The sequence below is a fragment of the Faecalibacillus faecis genome (assembly GCF_003024675.1).
Classification (GTDB): Bacteria; Bacillota_I; Bacilli_A; order Erysipelotrichales; family Coprobacillaceae; genus Faecalibacillus; species Faecalibacillus faecis.
Window position 1 is genome coordinate 34338 of sequence record NZ_PYLP01000011.1, and the last position, 17820, is coordinate 52157.

At 30.4% G+C, this 17820-nt stretch carries 21 protein-coding genes; all 21 read right to left on the reverse strand.

Annotated features, from left to right (window positions below; translation table 11 throughout):
- Positions 1-42 precede the first annotated feature (42 nt).
- Positions 43-441 (reverse strand): ATP synthase F1 subunit epsilon, encoded by a 399-nt coding sequence (atpC, locus tag C7U55_RS08920; RefSeq protein WP_106988267.1) that lies wholly within the window; start codon positions 439-441, stop codon positions 43-45.
- Positions 434-1837 carry a F0F1 ATP synthase subunit beta gene (atpD, locus tag C7U55_RS08925; protein ID WP_048924791.1) on the reverse strand — a complete coding sequence of 468 codons (1404 nt, stop codon included), beginning with the start codon at positions 1835-1837 and terminating at the stop codon, positions 434-436. The genes atpC and atpD overlap by 8 nt, the downstream gene beginning before the upstream one ends.
- Positions 1838-1847: 10 nt before the next feature.
- On the reverse strand, positions 1848-2702 hold the full coding sequence (gene atpG / locus C7U55_RS08930) for an ATP synthase F1 subunit gamma (RefSeq protein ID WP_106988268.1): 855 nt from the start codon (positions 2700-2702) through the stop codon (positions 1848-1850).
- A complete protein-coding gene (gene atpA / locus C7U55_RS08935) occupies positions 2702-4225 on the reverse strand; it encodes a F0F1 ATP synthase subunit alpha (protein ID WP_106988269.1) in 1524 nt (507 codons plus the stop codon). Before atpA ends, atpG begins: the two co-directional genes overlap by 1 nt.
- A 9-nt stretch (positions 4226-4234) precedes the next feature.
- On the reverse strand, positions 4235-4768 hold the full coding sequence (locus C7U55_RS08940; RefSeq protein WP_106988270.1) for a F0F1 ATP synthase subunit delta: 534 nt from the start codon (positions 4766-4768) through the stop codon (positions 4235-4237).
- Positions 4768-5268: a F0F1 ATP synthase subunit B gene (gene atpF, locus C7U55_RS08945; protein ID WP_048924794.1), complete on the reverse strand. Its 501-nt coding sequence runs from the start codon at positions 5266-5268 to the stop codon at positions 4768-4770. The genes C7U55_RS08940 and atpF overlap by 1 nt, the downstream gene beginning before the upstream one ends.
- A 31-nt stretch (positions 5269-5299) precedes the next feature.
- Complete coding sequence (gene atpE, locus C7U55_RS08950) at positions 5300-5524, reverse strand: ATP synthase F0 subunit C (protein WP_022001942.1); 225 nt, start codon at positions 5522-5524, stop codon at positions 5300-5302.
- A gap of 67 nt (positions 5525-5591) precedes the next feature.
- Positions 5592-6260 (reverse strand): F0F1 ATP synthase subunit A, encoded by a 669-nt coding sequence (locus tag C7U55_RS08955; protein WP_396130012.1) that lies wholly within the window; start codon positions 6258-6260, stop codon positions 5592-5594.
- Positions 6257-6622, reverse strand: a complete 366-nt coding sequence (locus C7U55_RS08960; RefSeq protein ID WP_106988271.1) for an ATP synthase subunit I — start codon at positions 6620-6622, stop codon at positions 6257-6259. The genes C7U55_RS08955 and C7U55_RS08960 overlap by 4 nt, the downstream gene beginning before the upstream one ends.
- Positions 6619-6822: a hypothetical protein gene (locus C7U55_RS08965; RefSeq protein WP_048924797.1), complete on the reverse strand. Its 204-nt coding sequence runs from the start codon at positions 6820-6822 to the stop codon at positions 6619-6621. Before C7U55_RS08965 ends, C7U55_RS08960 begins: the two co-directional genes overlap by 4 nt.
- Positions 6815-7441, reverse strand: a complete 627-nt coding sequence (gene upp / locus C7U55_RS08970; RefSeq protein WP_106988272.1) for a uracil phosphoribosyltransferase — start codon at positions 7439-7441, stop codon at positions 6815-6817. Before upp ends, C7U55_RS08965 begins: the two co-directional genes overlap by 8 nt.
- A 10-nt stretch (positions 7442-7451) precedes the next feature.
- Positions 7452-8690, reverse strand: a complete 1239-nt coding sequence (locus C7U55_RS08975) for a serine hydroxymethyltransferase (RefSeq protein WP_048924799.1) — start codon at positions 8688-8690, stop codon at positions 7452-7454.
- A 6-nt stretch (positions 8691-8696) separates the two neighbouring features.
- Positions 8697-9137, reverse strand: coding sequence for a ribose 5-phosphate isomerase B (gene rpiB, locus C7U55_RS08980; protein WP_106988273.1), 441 nt, complete (start codon positions 9135-9137; stop codon positions 8697-8699).
- Positions 9134-9736 carry an L-threonylcarbamoyladenylate synthase gene (locus tag C7U55_RS08985; protein ID WP_106988274.1) on the reverse strand — a complete coding sequence of 201 codons (603 nt, stop codon included), beginning with the start codon at positions 9734-9736 and terminating at the stop codon, positions 9134-9136. The genes rpiB and C7U55_RS08985 overlap by 4 nt, the downstream gene beginning before the upstream one ends.
- Before the next feature lie 333 nt (positions 9737-10069).
- On the reverse strand, positions 10070-11002 hold the full coding sequence (locus C7U55_RS08990; RefSeq protein ID WP_106988275.1) for a glycosyltransferase family 2 protein: 933 nt from the start codon (positions 11000-11002) through the stop codon (positions 10070-10072).
- A gap of 1 nt (position 11003) precedes the next feature.
- Positions 11004-11405 carry a GtrA family protein gene (locus tag C7U55_RS08995; protein ID WP_106988276.1) on the reverse strand — a complete coding sequence of 134 codons (402 nt, stop codon included), beginning with the start codon at positions 11403-11405 and terminating at the stop codon, positions 11004-11006.
- Positions 11402-12997 carry a hypothetical protein gene (locus C7U55_RS09000; RefSeq protein WP_106988277.1) on the reverse strand — a complete coding sequence of 532 codons (1596 nt, stop codon included), beginning with the start codon at positions 12995-12997 and terminating at the stop codon, positions 11402-11404. Before C7U55_RS09000 ends, C7U55_RS08995 begins: the two co-directional genes overlap by 4 nt.
- Positions 12979-14010 carry an acyltransferase family protein gene (locus C7U55_RS09005; RefSeq protein ID WP_106988278.1) on the reverse strand — a complete coding sequence of 344 codons (1032 nt, stop codon included), beginning with the start codon at positions 14008-14010 and terminating at the stop codon, positions 12979-12981. The genes C7U55_RS09000 and C7U55_RS09005 overlap by 19 nt, the downstream gene beginning before the upstream one ends.
- A 15-nt stretch (positions 14011-14025) precedes the next feature.
- Positions 14026-15555 carry a glucosyltransferase domain-containing protein gene (locus tag C7U55_RS09010; RefSeq protein ID WP_106988279.1) on the reverse strand — a complete coding sequence of 510 codons (1530 nt, stop codon included), beginning with the start codon at positions 15553-15555 and terminating at the stop codon, positions 14026-14028.
- Between the two features lie 48 nt (positions 15556-15603).
- Complete coding sequence (locus tag C7U55_RS09015) at positions 15604-17025, reverse strand: glycosyltransferase family 39 protein (RefSeq protein ID WP_106988280.1); 1422 nt, start codon at positions 17023-17025, stop codon at positions 15604-15606.
- Between the two features lie 55 nt (positions 17026-17080).
- Entirely contained in the window at positions 17081-17767 is a 687-nt protein-coding gene (locus C7U55_RS09020) for a YgdI/YgdR family lipoprotein (RefSeq protein ID WP_106988281.1), read from the reverse strand.
- Between the last annotated feature and the right edge of the window lie 53 nt (positions 17768-17820).

Here is a 17820-nt window from a genome sequence, read left to right on the forward strand (position 1 = left end):
TATTCCATTATACAAAAAAAAGAGAAGAATGGAAGTTCTTCTCTATAAACCTTTGACATGAATACGTATAATTGCACGTTGCAATGCTGCTTGTGCTCTTAACATATCGATTTCATCGTTTTGTATTTTAAGTCTTTCTTCAGCTCTTCTTTTTGCTTCCTGTGCTCTTTCTAAATCAATTTCATCTTGTGATTCAATTGCATTAGCGATAAGAGTTGTTTCTGTTTCATTAACATAAACAAACCCACCCGCGATAGAAAAGTATGTTCTTTTTCCATCAATAATATAATTCATTTGAGACACTTTCACACCACTTGCAAGTGGAATATGATGAGCTAAAATACCTATTTGTCCAGCAGTTGTATCAAGATTTATCTGATCAATTTCCACTTCTTGGTAAATACCCTGAGGTGTAATGATTTTTAGCTTAAATTTAATCATTTTCGATTTGTTTAGCCTTTTCTACAGCTTCTTGAATTGTACCAACATTATGGAATGCTTGTTCAGGTAATTGATCCCATTTACCTTCAAGAATTTCTTTAAATCCTTGAACAGTATCTTCTACACGGACATATTTTCCATCTAAACCAGTAAATTGACTAGCTACTGTAAATGGTTGTGATAAGAAGTTACGTACACGTCTTGCACGTGCAACGATTAATTTATCTTCATCACCTAATTCATCCATACCAAGAATTGCGATAATATCTTGTAATTCTTGATAACGTTGTAAGATTTGTTGAACACCATGAGCAACTTCATAATGATCTTTACCTACAACAAGTGGATCTAAGGCTCTTGATGATGAGTTAAGTGGATCTACTGCAGGATAAATACCTAAAGCAGCGATTGAACGATCCAAGACAATTTTAGCATCCAAGTGTGCGAATGTTGTTGCTGGTGCTGGGTCAGTCAAGTCATCAGCTGGTACATAAACTGCTTGTACAGATGTAATTGATCCTTTTTTAGTTGATGTAATACGTTCTTGTAAAGCACCCATTTCAGTTGCAAGGGTTGGTTGATATCCTGCTTGTGATGGTACACGTCCAAGTAAGGCAGAAACTTCTGAACCTGCTTGAGTGAAACGGAAGATGTTATCAATGAATAATAACACGTCTTGTCCTTGTCCATCACGGAATTGTTCAGCCATTGTTAAACCAGTTAAGGCAACACGTAAACGTGCTCCAGGTGGTTCATTCATTTGTCCAAAGACAAGTGATGTTTTAGATAAAACGCCACTTTCTTTCATTTCATAATATAAATCGTTTCCTTCACGGCTACGTTCTCCAACACCGGCGAATACAGATAACCCACCATGTTGTGTTGCAATATTATTAATAAATTCTTGGATTAATACTGTTTTACCTACTCCGGCACCACCGAATAACCCAATTTTACCACCTTTGATAAAAGGACAAATTAAGTCTACAACTTTAATTCCTGTTTCAAAGATTTCTGTAGTTGTCATTTGTTCTGCATAAGTTGGTGCAGATCTATGGATAGGCATACGTGGAATATCATTTCCTAATTCACCTTTACCATCAATTGGTTCACCCAAAACATTGAACATACGTCCTAATGTATCATTTCCTACTGGAACTGAAATTGGGTGACCTGTATCAACAGCATCCATTCCTCTTACTACCCCATCAGTTGGTCCCATGGCGATACATCTTACTGCATCATCACCAATGTGTTGCGCAACTTCTACTACTAATTCTTCTTCGCCATTTTGAATACGAATAGCAGTATTTAATCGAGGTAATTTATCTTCGCCATCAAATGCAATATCAATAACTGGCCCACGGGCACTAATTATTTTCCCAATATTTGCCATATTGACCTCCTTATTGTGCATTAGCTCCAGCAACAATTTCACTAACTTCGTTTGTAATTGCTGTTTGACGAGCTTGATTGTATTTTAATAATAATTGTTCTGTTAATTCTTCTGCATTATCTGTCGCATTTTCCATTGAAGTACGACGTGATGCATTCTCACTTGTCACACTTTCAACAAGATAACCATAAACGACAGCTTGTAGATACATTGGTATCAAACTATCTAAAACTTCTTCAGGACTTGGTTCAAAAACAGTGAATTTATTCGTAATTTTAATGTTTTCAAATTCATTTGTATCAATAGGTAAAAGCGTTACTGTACGAGGTTTAAATGTTAAGTTATTAACAAATTCAGTATAAATAATTTTAATACTTCCTACTTCCTTATTAATATAAAGATCTGTAACACTTTTAACTAATTTTGTCACTTCATCAAAAGCAAGTGTTGAATTTAATGAAGCAAAATCTGTATTGATTGGTCCTTGATGAGTTCTACGGAAGTAATTCATTCCTTTACTTCCAATTGGATAAACATAATCGTTGTCTTTAATTTGATGACTAATTTCTTTAAAAACATTCGCATTATATCCACCACATAATCCTAAACTTGAAGAAATAACAATATAAACATCTTTTTCTTCCTTATTTTCAATAAGATAAGCAGAATCTTTTAATCCTTTATTAGAAGCTAAAATTTCTGCACATGTTTGTCGAACACCTTGATAATAAGGTTTTAATTCATCAAGTTGATTTCTTGTTTTTCGAAGTTTAGATGTCGCAACTAATTCCATTGCTTTTGTAATCTTTTTAGTAGATTCAACGGATTTAATACGACGCTTGATTTCTTGCATTGATCCAGGCATTAGTTAGCCCCTTGTGTTTTTAAGAATTGATCAACATAAGCGCCTGTTGCTTCTTTCATCTTCGCTTCTAATTCATTTGAAATCACTTTTTGAGTTTCTATTTCAGTAATAAATTCAGGATGAGACATTTGAATATTTTCTACTAAACCATCCATAAATTCTTGTACTTTTTCTACTTCTATTTGTTTTGTGTAACCATATTTTAATGCAAATAAAGTAATGACTTGTGTAGGTACACTACGTGGTGAGTATTGTGCTTGTTTTAATACTTCACGTACTTTTGCCCCATGATCTAATGTTGCTTTTGTAGCTGCATCTAAGTCAGAACCAAATTGTGCGAAAGCTTGCATTTCTGCATATTGAGCAAGTTCAAGTTTTAATGAACCAGATACTTGTTTCATAGCTTTAATTTGTGCAGTTGAACCTACACGTGATACAGATAATCCAGTATCAACCGCTGGTCTAAATCCAGAGTTAAATAATTCTTGTTGTAAGAAAATTTGTCCATCTGTAATTGAAATAACGTTTGTTGGAATATATGCTGAGATATCCCCTGCTTGTGTCTCAATGATTGGTAAAGCAGTAATTGATCCTCCACCATTTTCTTCATTTAAACGACATGCACGTTCAAGTAATCTTGAATGTAAATAGAAGACATCCCCTGGATAAGCTTCACGTCCTGGTGGTCTTTTTAATAATAACGACATTGTACGATAAGCAACCGCATGTTTCGATAAATCGTCATAAACGATTAAAACATCTTTTCCTTCATCTAACCAATGTTCAGCAATGGCACATCCTGCATAAGGTGCAATGTATTGAATTGGTGCTAGTTCACTTGCTCCGGCAGAAACAACACATGTATAATCCATTGCGCCACCTTGACGTAATTTTTCAACAACTTGTGCAACTGTTGAGTTCTTTTGTCCAATAGCAACATAAACACAATAAATGTTTTGTCCTTTTTGATTTAAAATTGTATCAATAGCAATTGCAGTTTTACCTGTTTGACGGTCACCGATAATTAACTCACGTTGACCTCTACCGATAGGAATGATAGCATCAATTGATGTAATACCAGTTTGTAATGGTTGATCAACTGATTTTCTTGTCATGACCCCACTAGCAACACGTTCGATTGGTTTTGTTTTACCAGTATTGATTTCACCTTGACCATCGATTGCTTGTCCTAATGGATTCACAACTCTACCTAACATTTCATCCCCAACAGGAACTTCAATAATTCTTCCAGTACGTTTAACTTCGTCTCCTTCTTTAATCGTACTTTCAGATCCAAGTAGTACGGCTCCTACACTATCTTCATCTAAGTTCATGACCATTCCGTAAACATCATTTGGGAAAAGCAATAATTCACCTAACATGGCATTATCCAACCCATGAATAACACTTACACCATCACCAACAGTCACGACTGTACCGACATCTTTTTGTTCAATGATATCGTCATAATGCTTAATTTGTTCTTTAATTAAAGCACTAATTTCATTTGGTCTAAGCCCCACTATTTCCACCTACTTTCTTAATAGTTCTTTTTTAAGCATTTCTACTTTATTTTTAATTGTTCCATCATAAATACGGTTAGCAATTTGAACTTTAATACCACCTAATAATGATGAATCAATTGATAATTTTAAAATAACTTTTTTGTTTTCTTTTTTACTGATTGCTTTTTCTATATCTTGAATTTGTTGATCAGTTAATTTGTATGGAGTATAGATTGTACCTTCTTCTATACCTAAATATTGATTAGATAAGTTAATATAAGATTTAATTATATCATCAATATAACGAATTCTTCTTGATTGCACTAATAGTTTTAAGAAATTTAAAACATATTGATCAACATTCCCTTTAAATGATTGATCCAATAATTGAATCTTTTTCTCATTTTCAATAAGAACGTGATTAAAGAATTGAACAATTTGAGGATCACTACCTAGAACTTCACCAACTAATTTGATGTCATCAAGATATTGAGTGACTTTATTTTCTTCTTTAGCCAAATCAAATAAAGATTCAGCATATCTATCACCAATAACACTCATTAGTTAACCACTTCATCAACAAACTCTTCTACTAAACCTTTGTTGATATCTTCATTCATTTCTTTGTTCATCACTTTAGTTGCAACCTCAATAGCAACATCCACAATTTCTTGTTTCATATCCACTTGAGCTTGTTTCTTTTCTGTTTCAATTTCTTTTTGTGCTTGTTCAATTTTAGCTCTTGCTTCTTCATTTGCTTGATCAATAATTTGTTGTCTTACTTTTTGACCATCATCTTTTGCTTGATCAAGAATATCACGATATTTGCTTGCAGCTTCACGTGCTTCTTTTTCTGCAGTTTCTAAATTAGCAGAAGCTTTTTCATTCATTTCTTTTGCCTCATTAATTGTAGATTCAATATAATCTGCTCGTTTAGCAAAATACTCCATGACGTTTTTCCATAAATACTTTTTAAAAATAAGTAATAAAACTCCTGTAGATAATAATTGAACAATCAGTGTTGTAAGATTAGGGAATAATTTTCCTGCTATATCTGGCATCTTTATTCCTCCTTTGTCAGATTTTCAATTATTAATATACGAATAATAAGATTAAAGAAACTAATAAACCATAGATGGCAACTGTTTCTGATAAGGCAATCCCTAAGATCATCATAGTACGGATTTTACCTTCAGCTTCTGGGTTTCTACCTACAGCTTCTACAGCTTTACTAGCAGCAATCCCTTCACCAATCCCTGTTCCTAAACCGGCACATACAGCAAGACCTGCTGCAATAGCAATTAAACCTTTTACCATAATTTTTTCCTCCTAAAAAATAGTTCATTTTTTCATTTATATCTTAACTAGCAAACTAGTAAAGAACTTAATCTGGATTTTCCATCATTATCAAGATAGATGATAATGTAACAAATACCAATGTTTGAATACATCCTGAAAAAATATCAAAGTAACAATGCAACACTGGTGCAATAATTGGTCCTAAGAAGTTAAAGTTAATAATAAAACTTGATAAGAACCCAGTAAATTGATAAACCAAATACATAAGTATTGATCCACTTAAGATATTCCCAAACAAACGCATTGATAACGAAATCAATGGCGAAAGAATACTTAATAAGTTTGTTGGTGGCCAAACGGCACCCCAAATATAGGATAATAATCCTTGTTTCTTGATTGCATTAAACTGAATTAAACAGAAAGTAATTGTTGTTAATGCAAGAGTAATAGAATAGTTTGAAGTTGGTGCTTCAAATCCTATTAATCCACTTAAGTTTGCAATAACTAAATAAATAAAAAGCATTGCAAAATAAGGATAATAATTCTTTTCAAATTTCTTAGGCATAATACTCTTTAAATAGTCATAAACCATTTTAATTCCTGTTTCTACAACCAAAACAACCCCTTTTGGTCGTGCTGTAGGATCAGCAGTCGCAAATTTCTTACCAGCATAAACAAAGAATATACCCATACATAGCATAATAAATAATGAAAAGATCAATTCTACTTGTAAAGAATCTAAGAAGTTACTCACTCTTTCACCTCCTTCATTTGATAACTCACAATATAAATCGTTATTTTAATCACCATGTAACCAAAGAGAACTCCTATGAGATTAAACCACTTTGGTATAAAAATAGCAATTAAAAAACCAATTGCATAAATAGCAAGTTTGACTATATTTAATAAGATAATTAAACTTGTTGATTTCTTTAAGTTTAATATCATATCAGACGTGATAATAATAACATAAAAAATTGCAAGATTAAATAAATATCCTAGCAAAAAGCCAAGTGGATAGCTGACTGATTTCATGATAAATCCAACAATTAAAAAAATCACAAACCCAATCAAAAATATAAGTGCCGATCGTTTCAAAACTAACTTTTCATTCATGACTGTCCACCTTTTAATAAAATTCTCATCACTTCTATAAACGCTAAAATAAGAAAGACTAGCGTCATTAAAGGACGGGTTGATAATATATCATCCAAATATAAACCCAATATGACACCAGCCATAAAAGTTCCAAATATTTTTCCTGATAATGTCAAAGCATAAATCAAATCTTTAAAAAGCTTTTCTTTATTATTCATCTGTACCAAATAGACGATCTCCGGCATCACCAAGTCCAGGAACAATATAACCATGTTCATTTAATTTTTCATCTAATGATGCAAGGGTAATATCTACATCAGGATGTGCTTCTTGAATAGCTTTAACACCTTCAGGAGCTCCTACAAGACAAACAAGTTGAATATTTTTTGCTCCTCTTTGTTTGATGTTTTCAATTGCCATATTGGCACTTCCACCTGTTGCAAGCATTGGATCTAAAACAATCACAAGTGCATCTTCTAAACCTTTTGGAAATTTAGCATAGTATTCACGTGGAATAAGTGTTTCTTCATCTCTTTCCATTCCAATATGCCCAATTTTAGCTGTTGGAATAATATCTCTAAAACCATCAACCAAACCAATTCCTGCACGTAAAATTGGTGCTAAAATAATTTGTTGATCCATTTCTTTTCCCAGCATAGCACAAACTGGTGTTTCAATTGCTTTATCTTTTAAAGAAACATGACGTGTAACTTCAAATGCCATAAGTTTTGCAATTTCATCTAAGTTTTGTTTAAAGATATAAGTTGATGTATTTTTATCACGCATGATTGTTAATTTGTGTTGAATTAAAGCATGATCTAATATTGTTACTGACATATTTGTCCTCCTAGATATATTTAATATTTGAATACATTGTGACCTTTTCAGTAAGTTTAGCTACTCGTTTTAAACATTCTTCTTTAATTTCATCTGTTTCTTCATTTTTTAAACGATACGCAATAATTCTTGCAACTTCTTCAAAGTCTTCTTCTTTGAATCCTTTTGTTGTCATTGCTGGTGTTCCAATGCGAATTCCTGATGCTTTAAATGGTTTTTCTGTATCGAAGGGAATTGCATTTTTATTAGCTGTAATATTGATTTCATCAAGTAGACGTTGTGCTTTTTTACCAGAAATACCACAACTTGCTTTTACATCAACAAGTAACAAGTGATTATCTGTTCCTCCAGCAACAAGTCTGAAACCTTCTTCTTTAAAGACTTTTTCCATTGCTTTTGCATTTTTAATAATTTGTTTGGCATATTCTTTAAATTCAGGTTGTTGAACTTCATAGAAACATTGTGCTTTTGCTGCAATAATGTGCATAAGTGGTCCCCCTTGCATACCTGGGAAGACAGCACGATCAATATCTGCCGCAAATTCTTTTTTACACATGATAACACCACCACGTGGACCTCTTAATGTTTTATGTGTTGTTGTAGTAACAATGTCTGCATATGGAAATGGTGAAGGATGAACACCTGCAGCAACAAGACCAGCGATATGGGCCATATCTACCATAAATAATGCTCCATTATCATGAGCTACTTTGGCCATAAATTCAAAATCAATGATTCTACTATAAGCACTTGCTCCGGCAACAACTAGTTTTGGTTTAATTTCTTCTACTTTCTTTTTATATTCTTCATAATCAATTGTTTCTGTTTCTTTTGAAACACCATAGCTATAAAATTCATAGTTAATTCCTGAAAAGTTCAATGGATGCCCGTGTGTTAAATGTCCCCCATCTGCAAGTGACATTCCTAACACTTTATCTCCATGTTGTAATAAAGCTAAGTAAACTGCTGTATTGGCTTGCGCTCCACTATGTGGTTGAACATTAGCATGTTCAGCACCATAAATTTCACAAATTCTTTTTCTTGCAAGCTCTTCTACTTCATCAACAAATTGACATCCCCCATAATATCTTTTTGCTGGATATCCTTCGGCATATTTATTTGTTAGAACTGATCCCGCTAATTCTAACACTTCTTCAGATACAAAGTTTTCTGAAGCAATTAATTCAATGTTACTTCTTTGTCTATTTAATTCTCTTTCTACGCTTTCAAATAATAGTTTATCCTTCATATTTATTTACTCCTTTTCCAAAGCCATCATTTTTTGAATTCTTGCTTCATGTCTTCCGCCTTCATATTCGCTTTCAAGCCATGCATGTAAGATTTCTAAAGCAAGTCCTTCTCCAATAACACGTTGTCCCATTGCTAACATGTTAGAGTCATTATGTTGACGAGTTGCCTTTGCACTAAATACATCGTGGCATAAAGAACAACGAATTCCATCAACTTTATTGGCTGTAATACTTACACCAATACCTGTTCCACATACGACAACCCCCTTGTCGCACGATCCTGAAGCAACTGCCTTTGCTGCCTTTGAAGCAAAATCTGGATAATCACAACTATCTTCTGTGTATGTACCAAAATCTTCTACTTCATAACCATTTTTTTCCAAATCATCTTTTAATACATTTTTTAATCTAAGACCTCCATGGTCACATGCCATTGCAATTTTCACTTTAATACCTCCCTAATCTCTTCTTCTTGAATACAACCTTGACGTAATATTGTTACATCCTCATCAACTTTGATGACTGTACTTGCACGTGTATTTTTACATTTTCCTTTAACAATCATCTTAATTTTTCCTTTAAATTGTTTATAGACTTCTTGATCATTCAACAATGTTTCTTGACCAGAAATATTAGCACTTGTTACAAGCATTGGTCCTACTTCTTTTAAAAGCTTTAAAACAAAAGGATCATCAGGAATACGAATACCAATCGTATCGTATCCTGCCGTAAAGTCATCTGATAAAATTGATTTCTTTTTTAAAACAAGGGTAATCATTCCTGGCATAAAATGATCTATCAACTTTTGAGCATTTTCATTTACATAAGCATATTTTTCAATATCTTTAGGATCATAGATCATTAAAGATATTGCCTTGCTATGACTTCTGTGCTTTATTTCATAGATTTTTTCTAATGCTTCTAAATGAGAAAATTTTACGCCTAAACCAAAAACGGTCTCAGTAGGAAAAGCCACAACCTCGTCATGATTTAATAAGTCAATAACTTCGTTTATGTTTTCTTTTTCCACTAAAACCGTTTCCATGATTCCACCTCATTTTGTGATATTATACTATTTTATGAAATAAAATGGTAGTCTTACTCATAGAATTATTGGATGTTTTCTTTTTATTTAGTATCATTTTCCCATTATTTTTACTATTTTCCCATTTGGTATCTAAATCTTTTAAACTTTATTAATATAATGGAGAAATCTCTACTAACTTAATCGTTTCACTTACCAACACAATCATTGAAAATATGACATAGTCTAAACACGTTAGAAGTATTTTCAATTTTATAGAGATTTTCTTGCGTGTTTAAAAGGAGGGAACAAAGGGGAATAAAAAACAACTCAGCATTTAGCCGAGTTGTTTTTTTATTTTAAATTATCCTCTTTGACAATATAGACCGGTCTGTTCTTTGTTTCTAAATAAATCTTTGATAAGTATTCTCCAACAATACCTACACAGAATATTTGAATTCCACCAATTAATGTAATGATACATACAAGAGATGGCCATCCACTTGTTGGATCATTAAAGATAAGTGTTCTTACAATAATGAAAATAATAAAGATAAACGCTACTAATAACATCAACATTCCCACAACAGAAGCTATTGCAAGTGGTGCTGTTGAAAAAGCAACAACGCCATCAATGGCATAAAGAAGTAGTTTCCAAAATGACCACTTTGTTTCTCCTGCAACTCTTTCAACGTTTTCAAACTCGATCCATTTTGTTTGATAACCTACCCAACCAAATAATCCTTTTGAAAAACGATTGTATTCTTTCATTTCTAATAATGAATTAACAAATTGTCTTGTCATAAGACGATAGTCTCTCGCTCCATCCATTAATTCCGTATCAGATATTTTATTCATGATTTTATAGAACATTCTTGCAAAGAAGGAACGGATTGGTGGTTCACCTTTTCTTGTTACCCTTCTTGTTGCTGCACTGTCATATCCTTCTTCCTTGATTGCTTTAAACATCTCAGGAAGTAATCTTGGTGGATCTTGTAAATCTGCATCCATTAAGCAGACATAATCTCCTGTACTGTTTTCAAAACCAGCATACATAGCTGATTCTTTTCCAAAATTTCTTGAAAATGAGATATATTTGACTCTTTCATCTTTAGAGGCAAGTTCTTTAATAACTTCCAATGTTTTATCTTTGGATCCATCATTAATAAATAATAATTCAAAACCTACTTCTTTCATCTCATTCATTACTCTACTCATTTCTTCATAGTAGTAATGTAATGCTTCTTGTTCGTTATAACATGGTACAATAACTGTTATTTTTTCCATTTTATTCACCATCCTTTTTAAAGATAAATAATTTACTTAATACATAATTTGCGATAATAACAAATATATTAGCAACAATCTTTGCAATAAAATCTGGGAGTATTTGGAAATTGACAGTTACATACATAAATCCCATATCCAGTGCTCCTGTAGCAAGTCTTGCACTAAAGAAAGAAATCATTTCTTTTAAAATGTGATCACTCTTACTTTCAAATACATATTTTCTATTTGTCACATAAGCAAATAATACTGATAAAAACCAGGCTGCAATATTTGCAATTAAATAATTAATTTTTAAACAATCTGCAGCCACATAATAAACAACAATATTTACAACTGTTGTTAAAACACCAAATACTAAATACATGATGACTTCTTTATATTTTAAAATCAAATCTTTCAAAACAAACTCCCCCTAACAATCAAATGAAGTAACACAGTTGATCCAAATAACAAAGCTATATATTTAAATGAATCTAACTTCCACAACATCTTTATCGTTCCAAAAACACCTTGATGCCTTTCTAAATTCAAAATACCATCTGCTATCTCGTCTGTCATATCCATAAGTCCCTTTACACAATAAGGAATCAACAAAACAAAATACGTAATTGTATATTGCCCTTTAGCTTCCCAAAATAAGTGAAAAATAAATCCACCAATAAAAATCATAGGTAACAATAATCTATGCAATGGCATTTGACGACCTGTATAGTAAATATAAGCAAGTGTTCCTAAAAAGACAATAGATTCAAATATATTAAATATTTCATAATACAAATCCCCGTGAATATAAAAATCAGAATACCGCAGGATCCACGTACCTTGAAAATCTGGATTACACCATTGTGAAACTGTTTTCCTATAAAAAAAGTCAAGACACTCTTTTGGATGTTGTAAATAATAAATAAGTGTATTTTTTAAATCATTTTTTACTTGTGCACTTGCTTGTTCACTATCACAATTATTATCTGTGTAAACATTCCAGTTATAGCCGTTCCACCAACCCGGTGCATCAGGAGAATCTTGTAGTCCCATTTCAACATAGGCGAGCATCGGTACACCTTTGCCTAATTCAATTCCTGTAATACTTTTTACTAAGTAATTTGGAATAAAGCTTGAAGCAAAGTATGCTGGAACTAAAACAAGAAATAAGATAAATGAACGATAGTGTTTGTTTAAAATAATATCAAATAAAATAAATATAATCATTGCGACAAAGACAATCAAATAATTTGATTTAAACATCATGGCCAGTGTTATAGATCCAACACTAAGCAAGATATCTTTTGTTTTTCGATCCTCAAAATATTTATATCCTGATAAAATTGCATACATAGAAAAAGCATGACCAAAGATATTACCATAGACAAAGGTAACATACCAAGTCAGTGGTAAAAATAGAATAAGAAAACCAAATGTCCATTGTTCTATTTCATCATTACTAAAACTAATCATTGAGATCTTACAAATGCAATAATAGCTTAAAATAAGACCCAAAACATTTAAGAATTGGAAAACATGATAATTATTATCTCCAAAAATAAAAGATAAATAATATAAAATTATTACTATTCCTGCTTGATTTGTACATTTTCCCACATAACCATCTGGTAAAAAAGGCGCGTAATTCCCCTGTTTAAGTGCTGTTGCACAATTTAATATTTCTTGTTGATCGGCAACAGGATAAATATTATGAGTAAAGATAATAATCGTAAAAATTGCTAAGAGTACAAGACAAATTCGTATAAACATTTTTCGATTATCAATCTTTTTTTGAAGTTTATAAAATCTTCTTACAAAAAATAAAGCAACTAAAACAACAATAAAGTAAATAATCATTTTATAAGGATTATCTTCTATAATCGTCGTACGTTCTTCTATACTTATATAAGTATTTAAAAACATACTTAAAAACGTTAAAATACCTACAATAATCGCAAATATAGCTAAAACAATATTTCTACCTGTTTTTTTTAATCCTTCTTCATACATAACATTTTTCCTTTTATAAATTTCATAATATATTTATGTATTTGAAATAATAGAAACGCACATATCCCTATTATTATACAACATAATGCAAATAATTTATAACTACCAAACCATGAAATTTGTGTTAAATCGACACGTGCCATGACTTGTGCAATAATGACATGATGAACCAAGAAAATAGCATAAGAATACTTACTAATACAGCTTGATACTTTTTGAAAGAATTTATTATCAAAGTATTTAGAAATATAAACAAGAATAAAGAATGAACTTATTCCAACATATGTTGTTTGTAAATGATTTGACCATTGTGGCTTTAAAATCAAATTCAAAGCTAAAACAATTATAGATATAACAAGCATAGGCAGATTTACTTTCTTAATATACTTAATAAAATACATACCCATTAAAAATTCTGGCATTCTTACAAAAACAATCTTACTCATATCAAAAACACCATGATAAAAGAAAATAAATACTAAATAGATCATTGCGGTTACAACAACAGTTGCTTTAGGATACTTATTCACTCCTGTTCTTAATAAAGGAAATAACACATAGAATAAAATAATACATCCTAAAAACCACTCACCCAATATATAAAATGTTGGAACATTGGCTGCCAAATAACCATCAAAGCCAATAATCGTTAAAATAAAGTTTTTCTTAGGTGCTTGTAAAAACATTCCTTTATTTAAATAAAACAATCCTATAAACGCAATAATGTAAGCCATCCAAAACATTGGATAAAGAGATTCAAATCTCTTTTTATAAAATCTCTTATATTCTAACTTTTCTTGATATACATACATTAAAGCCGCTCCTGAAATGATAAAGAATAAAGAAACACCCCAATCGCCTATATAAATATTAAAAAATGTTGTAGATATAATGGCTTTATAAATATATTGTGCCCCTGCATAAATATATCTTGCATTAAAATGTGTCATTATAATAGAGATTGTCGCAATTGCTCGTATAAAATCTAAATAAAATAATCTTTCTTTTCGCATTATATCACCTCTTGCCTATCCTAATTTTACAATAACAATATTATCTACTTTTTTCACTGACTCTTTATTTGGCCAAGCTGGCATATCTTTAGCGTATTCTTCTGCAATTTTTGCATCATCTTCTGATGGACATTGATAGTTAATACCTAATGTTGCCATATAATTTCTCATTAAAAAGCTTCCGTGTGTTGTCGAAAAGCTAGTTTCAAAAAATCCTCTGCCGACATATTCTAAATCTTCTAATTGATAACAACTGTTATTCCTATTTAATCTCATACATCCTATAAATGCAATTTTTTCTTCAGGATTATAACTTCCTGTTATTTCTTCTATTCTATTTGAAATCTTCGTTGCTACAATCTCCGATTCTTTATTAGTAATGTACTCTGTATAATAGAGTCTACTTGATAAGACACTTTGTTTAAATGGTACAAGTGCCACAAGTACCATTAAAATAAGTATAGCATCTTTATTTTTTATTTTAGTTCTAATTTCTTCAAAAAGATACATACTTGAAAAACCAAGCATAAATGGATATGAAATTGCTGTTCTTTTTGTTGGTTGACCACCTAAAATAATTCCCATTAGAAATGGTGTTACCAATAAAGCACCAATAGCTAAAATATAAATGTAATATCTTTTATCATATTTTTCTTTTTTACCATAAAAAGCATTTATTACTAATAAAATTGCTAGAACAACATAAACTTTTGAATAAAATATTGTATTATCTGTTACAGTGCCCTTTATATATTTCAAAATATTTTTTATACATTGAATAACCGGAACAGTGCCCCACGCTACTTGATCTCCTGTATATTTTGTTGCTTCAATATGCAATAAAGATAAAACACACTTAGCTAACACAAAATAAACCACATAAGATAAGAAAAATAAAATAATATTCAAAATTATAACTTGCCATATTTTTTTAGGATTCGTTACATCTTTTCGTGATATATATAAAATAAATAAACAAATTGCAGCTGTAACATATATTGTTGTAAGTGCTTGATAAATCGAAAAAGCAATTCCACTTAAAATAACACTTATAATCAAATAATATTTTTTGGGTGTATCTATAAAATACCTATAGGTATAAAAAAGAGAAATAGCTACAAGGTTTATACCTAATAAAACTTCTACAGCTTGCATAACAAACCCAAGTTGTTCTGCCATGATAGGTGCTGTAAAAAAGATAGATATAAAAATCCAATAAGCATATTTATTTTTATTATTTTTTATATAATCAAAAATCATGCCCCATGTAATGATTGAAAAAATCATTAAGATAATAAGCATAAACATAGATAAAAAAGGATTATAAATGCCAACACCAAATACTTTTTTCAAATAAACTAATGCAATTCTCCCCATAGATAACCAAGCAGTATATAAACTACTTGATACTGAAATTGCCGCTTCATTATCAATTGATGTTGCTAATGTTCCTAATTTAATTAAATAAACACTTAGAATGAAAACACTTGAAATAATTATATTGGATTTATTATTTCGAGTAAAATTCTTTATATTTTCATACATTATTTACATACATCCTTTCTACTTATATTAGATTTATTCTATTGTTTTTTATGAAAATTCAACATTATTTATTAAATAAACATCAAAGAAATATTCATTGTCAATATTACCACTGTATAATTTCTTAGCATTCATATTTTCTAAAAAGCTTTGATCATTCTTTTGATCAGCAATATAGAATATCGGCTGATTACTTTGTTCTAAACTATAAACTGTATTACTATATGTTGTATATTGTGTTTCATAATAAGGCATAACTGTGGTACTTAATAAAAAGATATCTGTTACGATTGTACGTGTTGAATATTCTTTCTTAGCTTTTTCAAAGAAAGCTAAGGTATCTTCTGTCCCATTAAAGTATTCCCTTTGAATATTAAAGAAACAACCATATATCATATTACATATCAATATTATTATTGCAACATTTTTCAAAGAATTTTTCTTTATCAAAGAAATACCTACAGCCAATCCTAAAAAGAAAATGCCAATAGTACTATGTAAATATCTTGCTACAAAAATAGGACGTATCAATAATCCATAAACAACACCAAACATCATCAACCCATACATTGGAATATAACATAAAAGTACAAAGTTAGCTTTTTGATTTTTAAAATGATTATTTATTGTTGTTTTTAAAACAACAATAAATAATAAACTTGTCATCAATAATGGTAAGCCAATAAATATTAATACAAATAGATTAGGTATTTCATTATGACATAATGAATTAAATGGATATATGAGCATTTGTGCAATATCTGTAAAATTAACAGACCATAACCAAAAATCATTATTTACATTCATCACTTGTTTAAAACTAATAAATAGCCATGGTAAATAACCTAATATTGTGATTAATGAGATTATTAAAATATCCTTAATATATTTTTTATCTTTCACCAATAAAGCAATAAACAAAATCATATACACAAAAATTTCAGAAATAATATTAAAATTATGTGTATAAGCTGCCAATATTCCACTCAATGTAAATAATAACTTATCTTTTCTTTGACCATGTAAATAAATTTCACATCCTAAAAATGCAGACCATGTAACAAAAAGAATTGACCATGAATACATTCTTAATTCAACAGACATATGCATACAACTTGGCATAAGTCCTACTAAACAAATAAAAACACCTGCAATAAAATCACTTTTAAAAATATGTTTAATATATTTTTTTCCAATAGCCATAAGAATGATTGTTGGGATTACTGACATGATCTTCATAATTTCTATATGTTGACCAAACAATGTAACAATAAGTTTTAAGAGCACAAAATATAAAGGTGGATGTACATCTTGACCAATTTCACGAATCATCTCTTTAAAATCATATTTCATTATAATAGCTGTCCATGCTTCATCTCCCCATAATGATCTATTAAAACATAACAGTATTAAAAAAATAGAAATAAAGATAATTAGTATATTTAATTTGTCTTTTAATACCTTTTTCATCTTCTCTCCTTTATTAACAAAACATGGGATTAATTATCATCAATCCCATGTGCTTTTATTTTTGTTTTGTAGGATATGTAATTACAACTCTTGTTAAAATTCCCTTTTTATTTTCAGTAACTAATTCATACTTATAACCTTGATCATCGGAATAATACCAATGTCCATCCGTATTTTGTTCAGGTCCGCCAATTTGTTTCATTAAATTTGTACTTGTGTATTTACCATCCATTAAAATTTCATTATTATTTCTATCAACAAATGTTATGCTATCTATTGAATGATGATTTTCTTCTTCATTAATCGTATCATAGTCTAACGTAATTTGTGTTACTTTACAGTCAGAAACAGGTAATGAATTTTTAGTATCATTTTCATAACGTACTCCAAACCATTGCCAATTACCATCATCTAAATAAACCTTTAAAAAAGCTACCATAGAAGAAACACCACCAGCATTAAGTTTATCTGCCTCATCAACTGTTTTTCCTGTATTCCCTAATTCAATTTTATCTCCAACTTTTTCTAAATAACTTACATATTCACCTACTGTTTCTGGAAAGGGAATTTTTTTACCATCGATAGTTAAATATTTAATCATCCCTTTTGCTTCAGTAAATTTTCTTGTTTTTTGTGTTGTCGTCGAAGAATTACCATTACTTGTTTGCTTACTTTCACCACATGCTGTTACACCAAAAGCCATAGCAAGAACTAAGCATAACGATAAGATTTTTTTTATCATTGATTTTCTCCTTTTTATTTTTTACTTTTTTCTAATTCATAACTATTATAGTT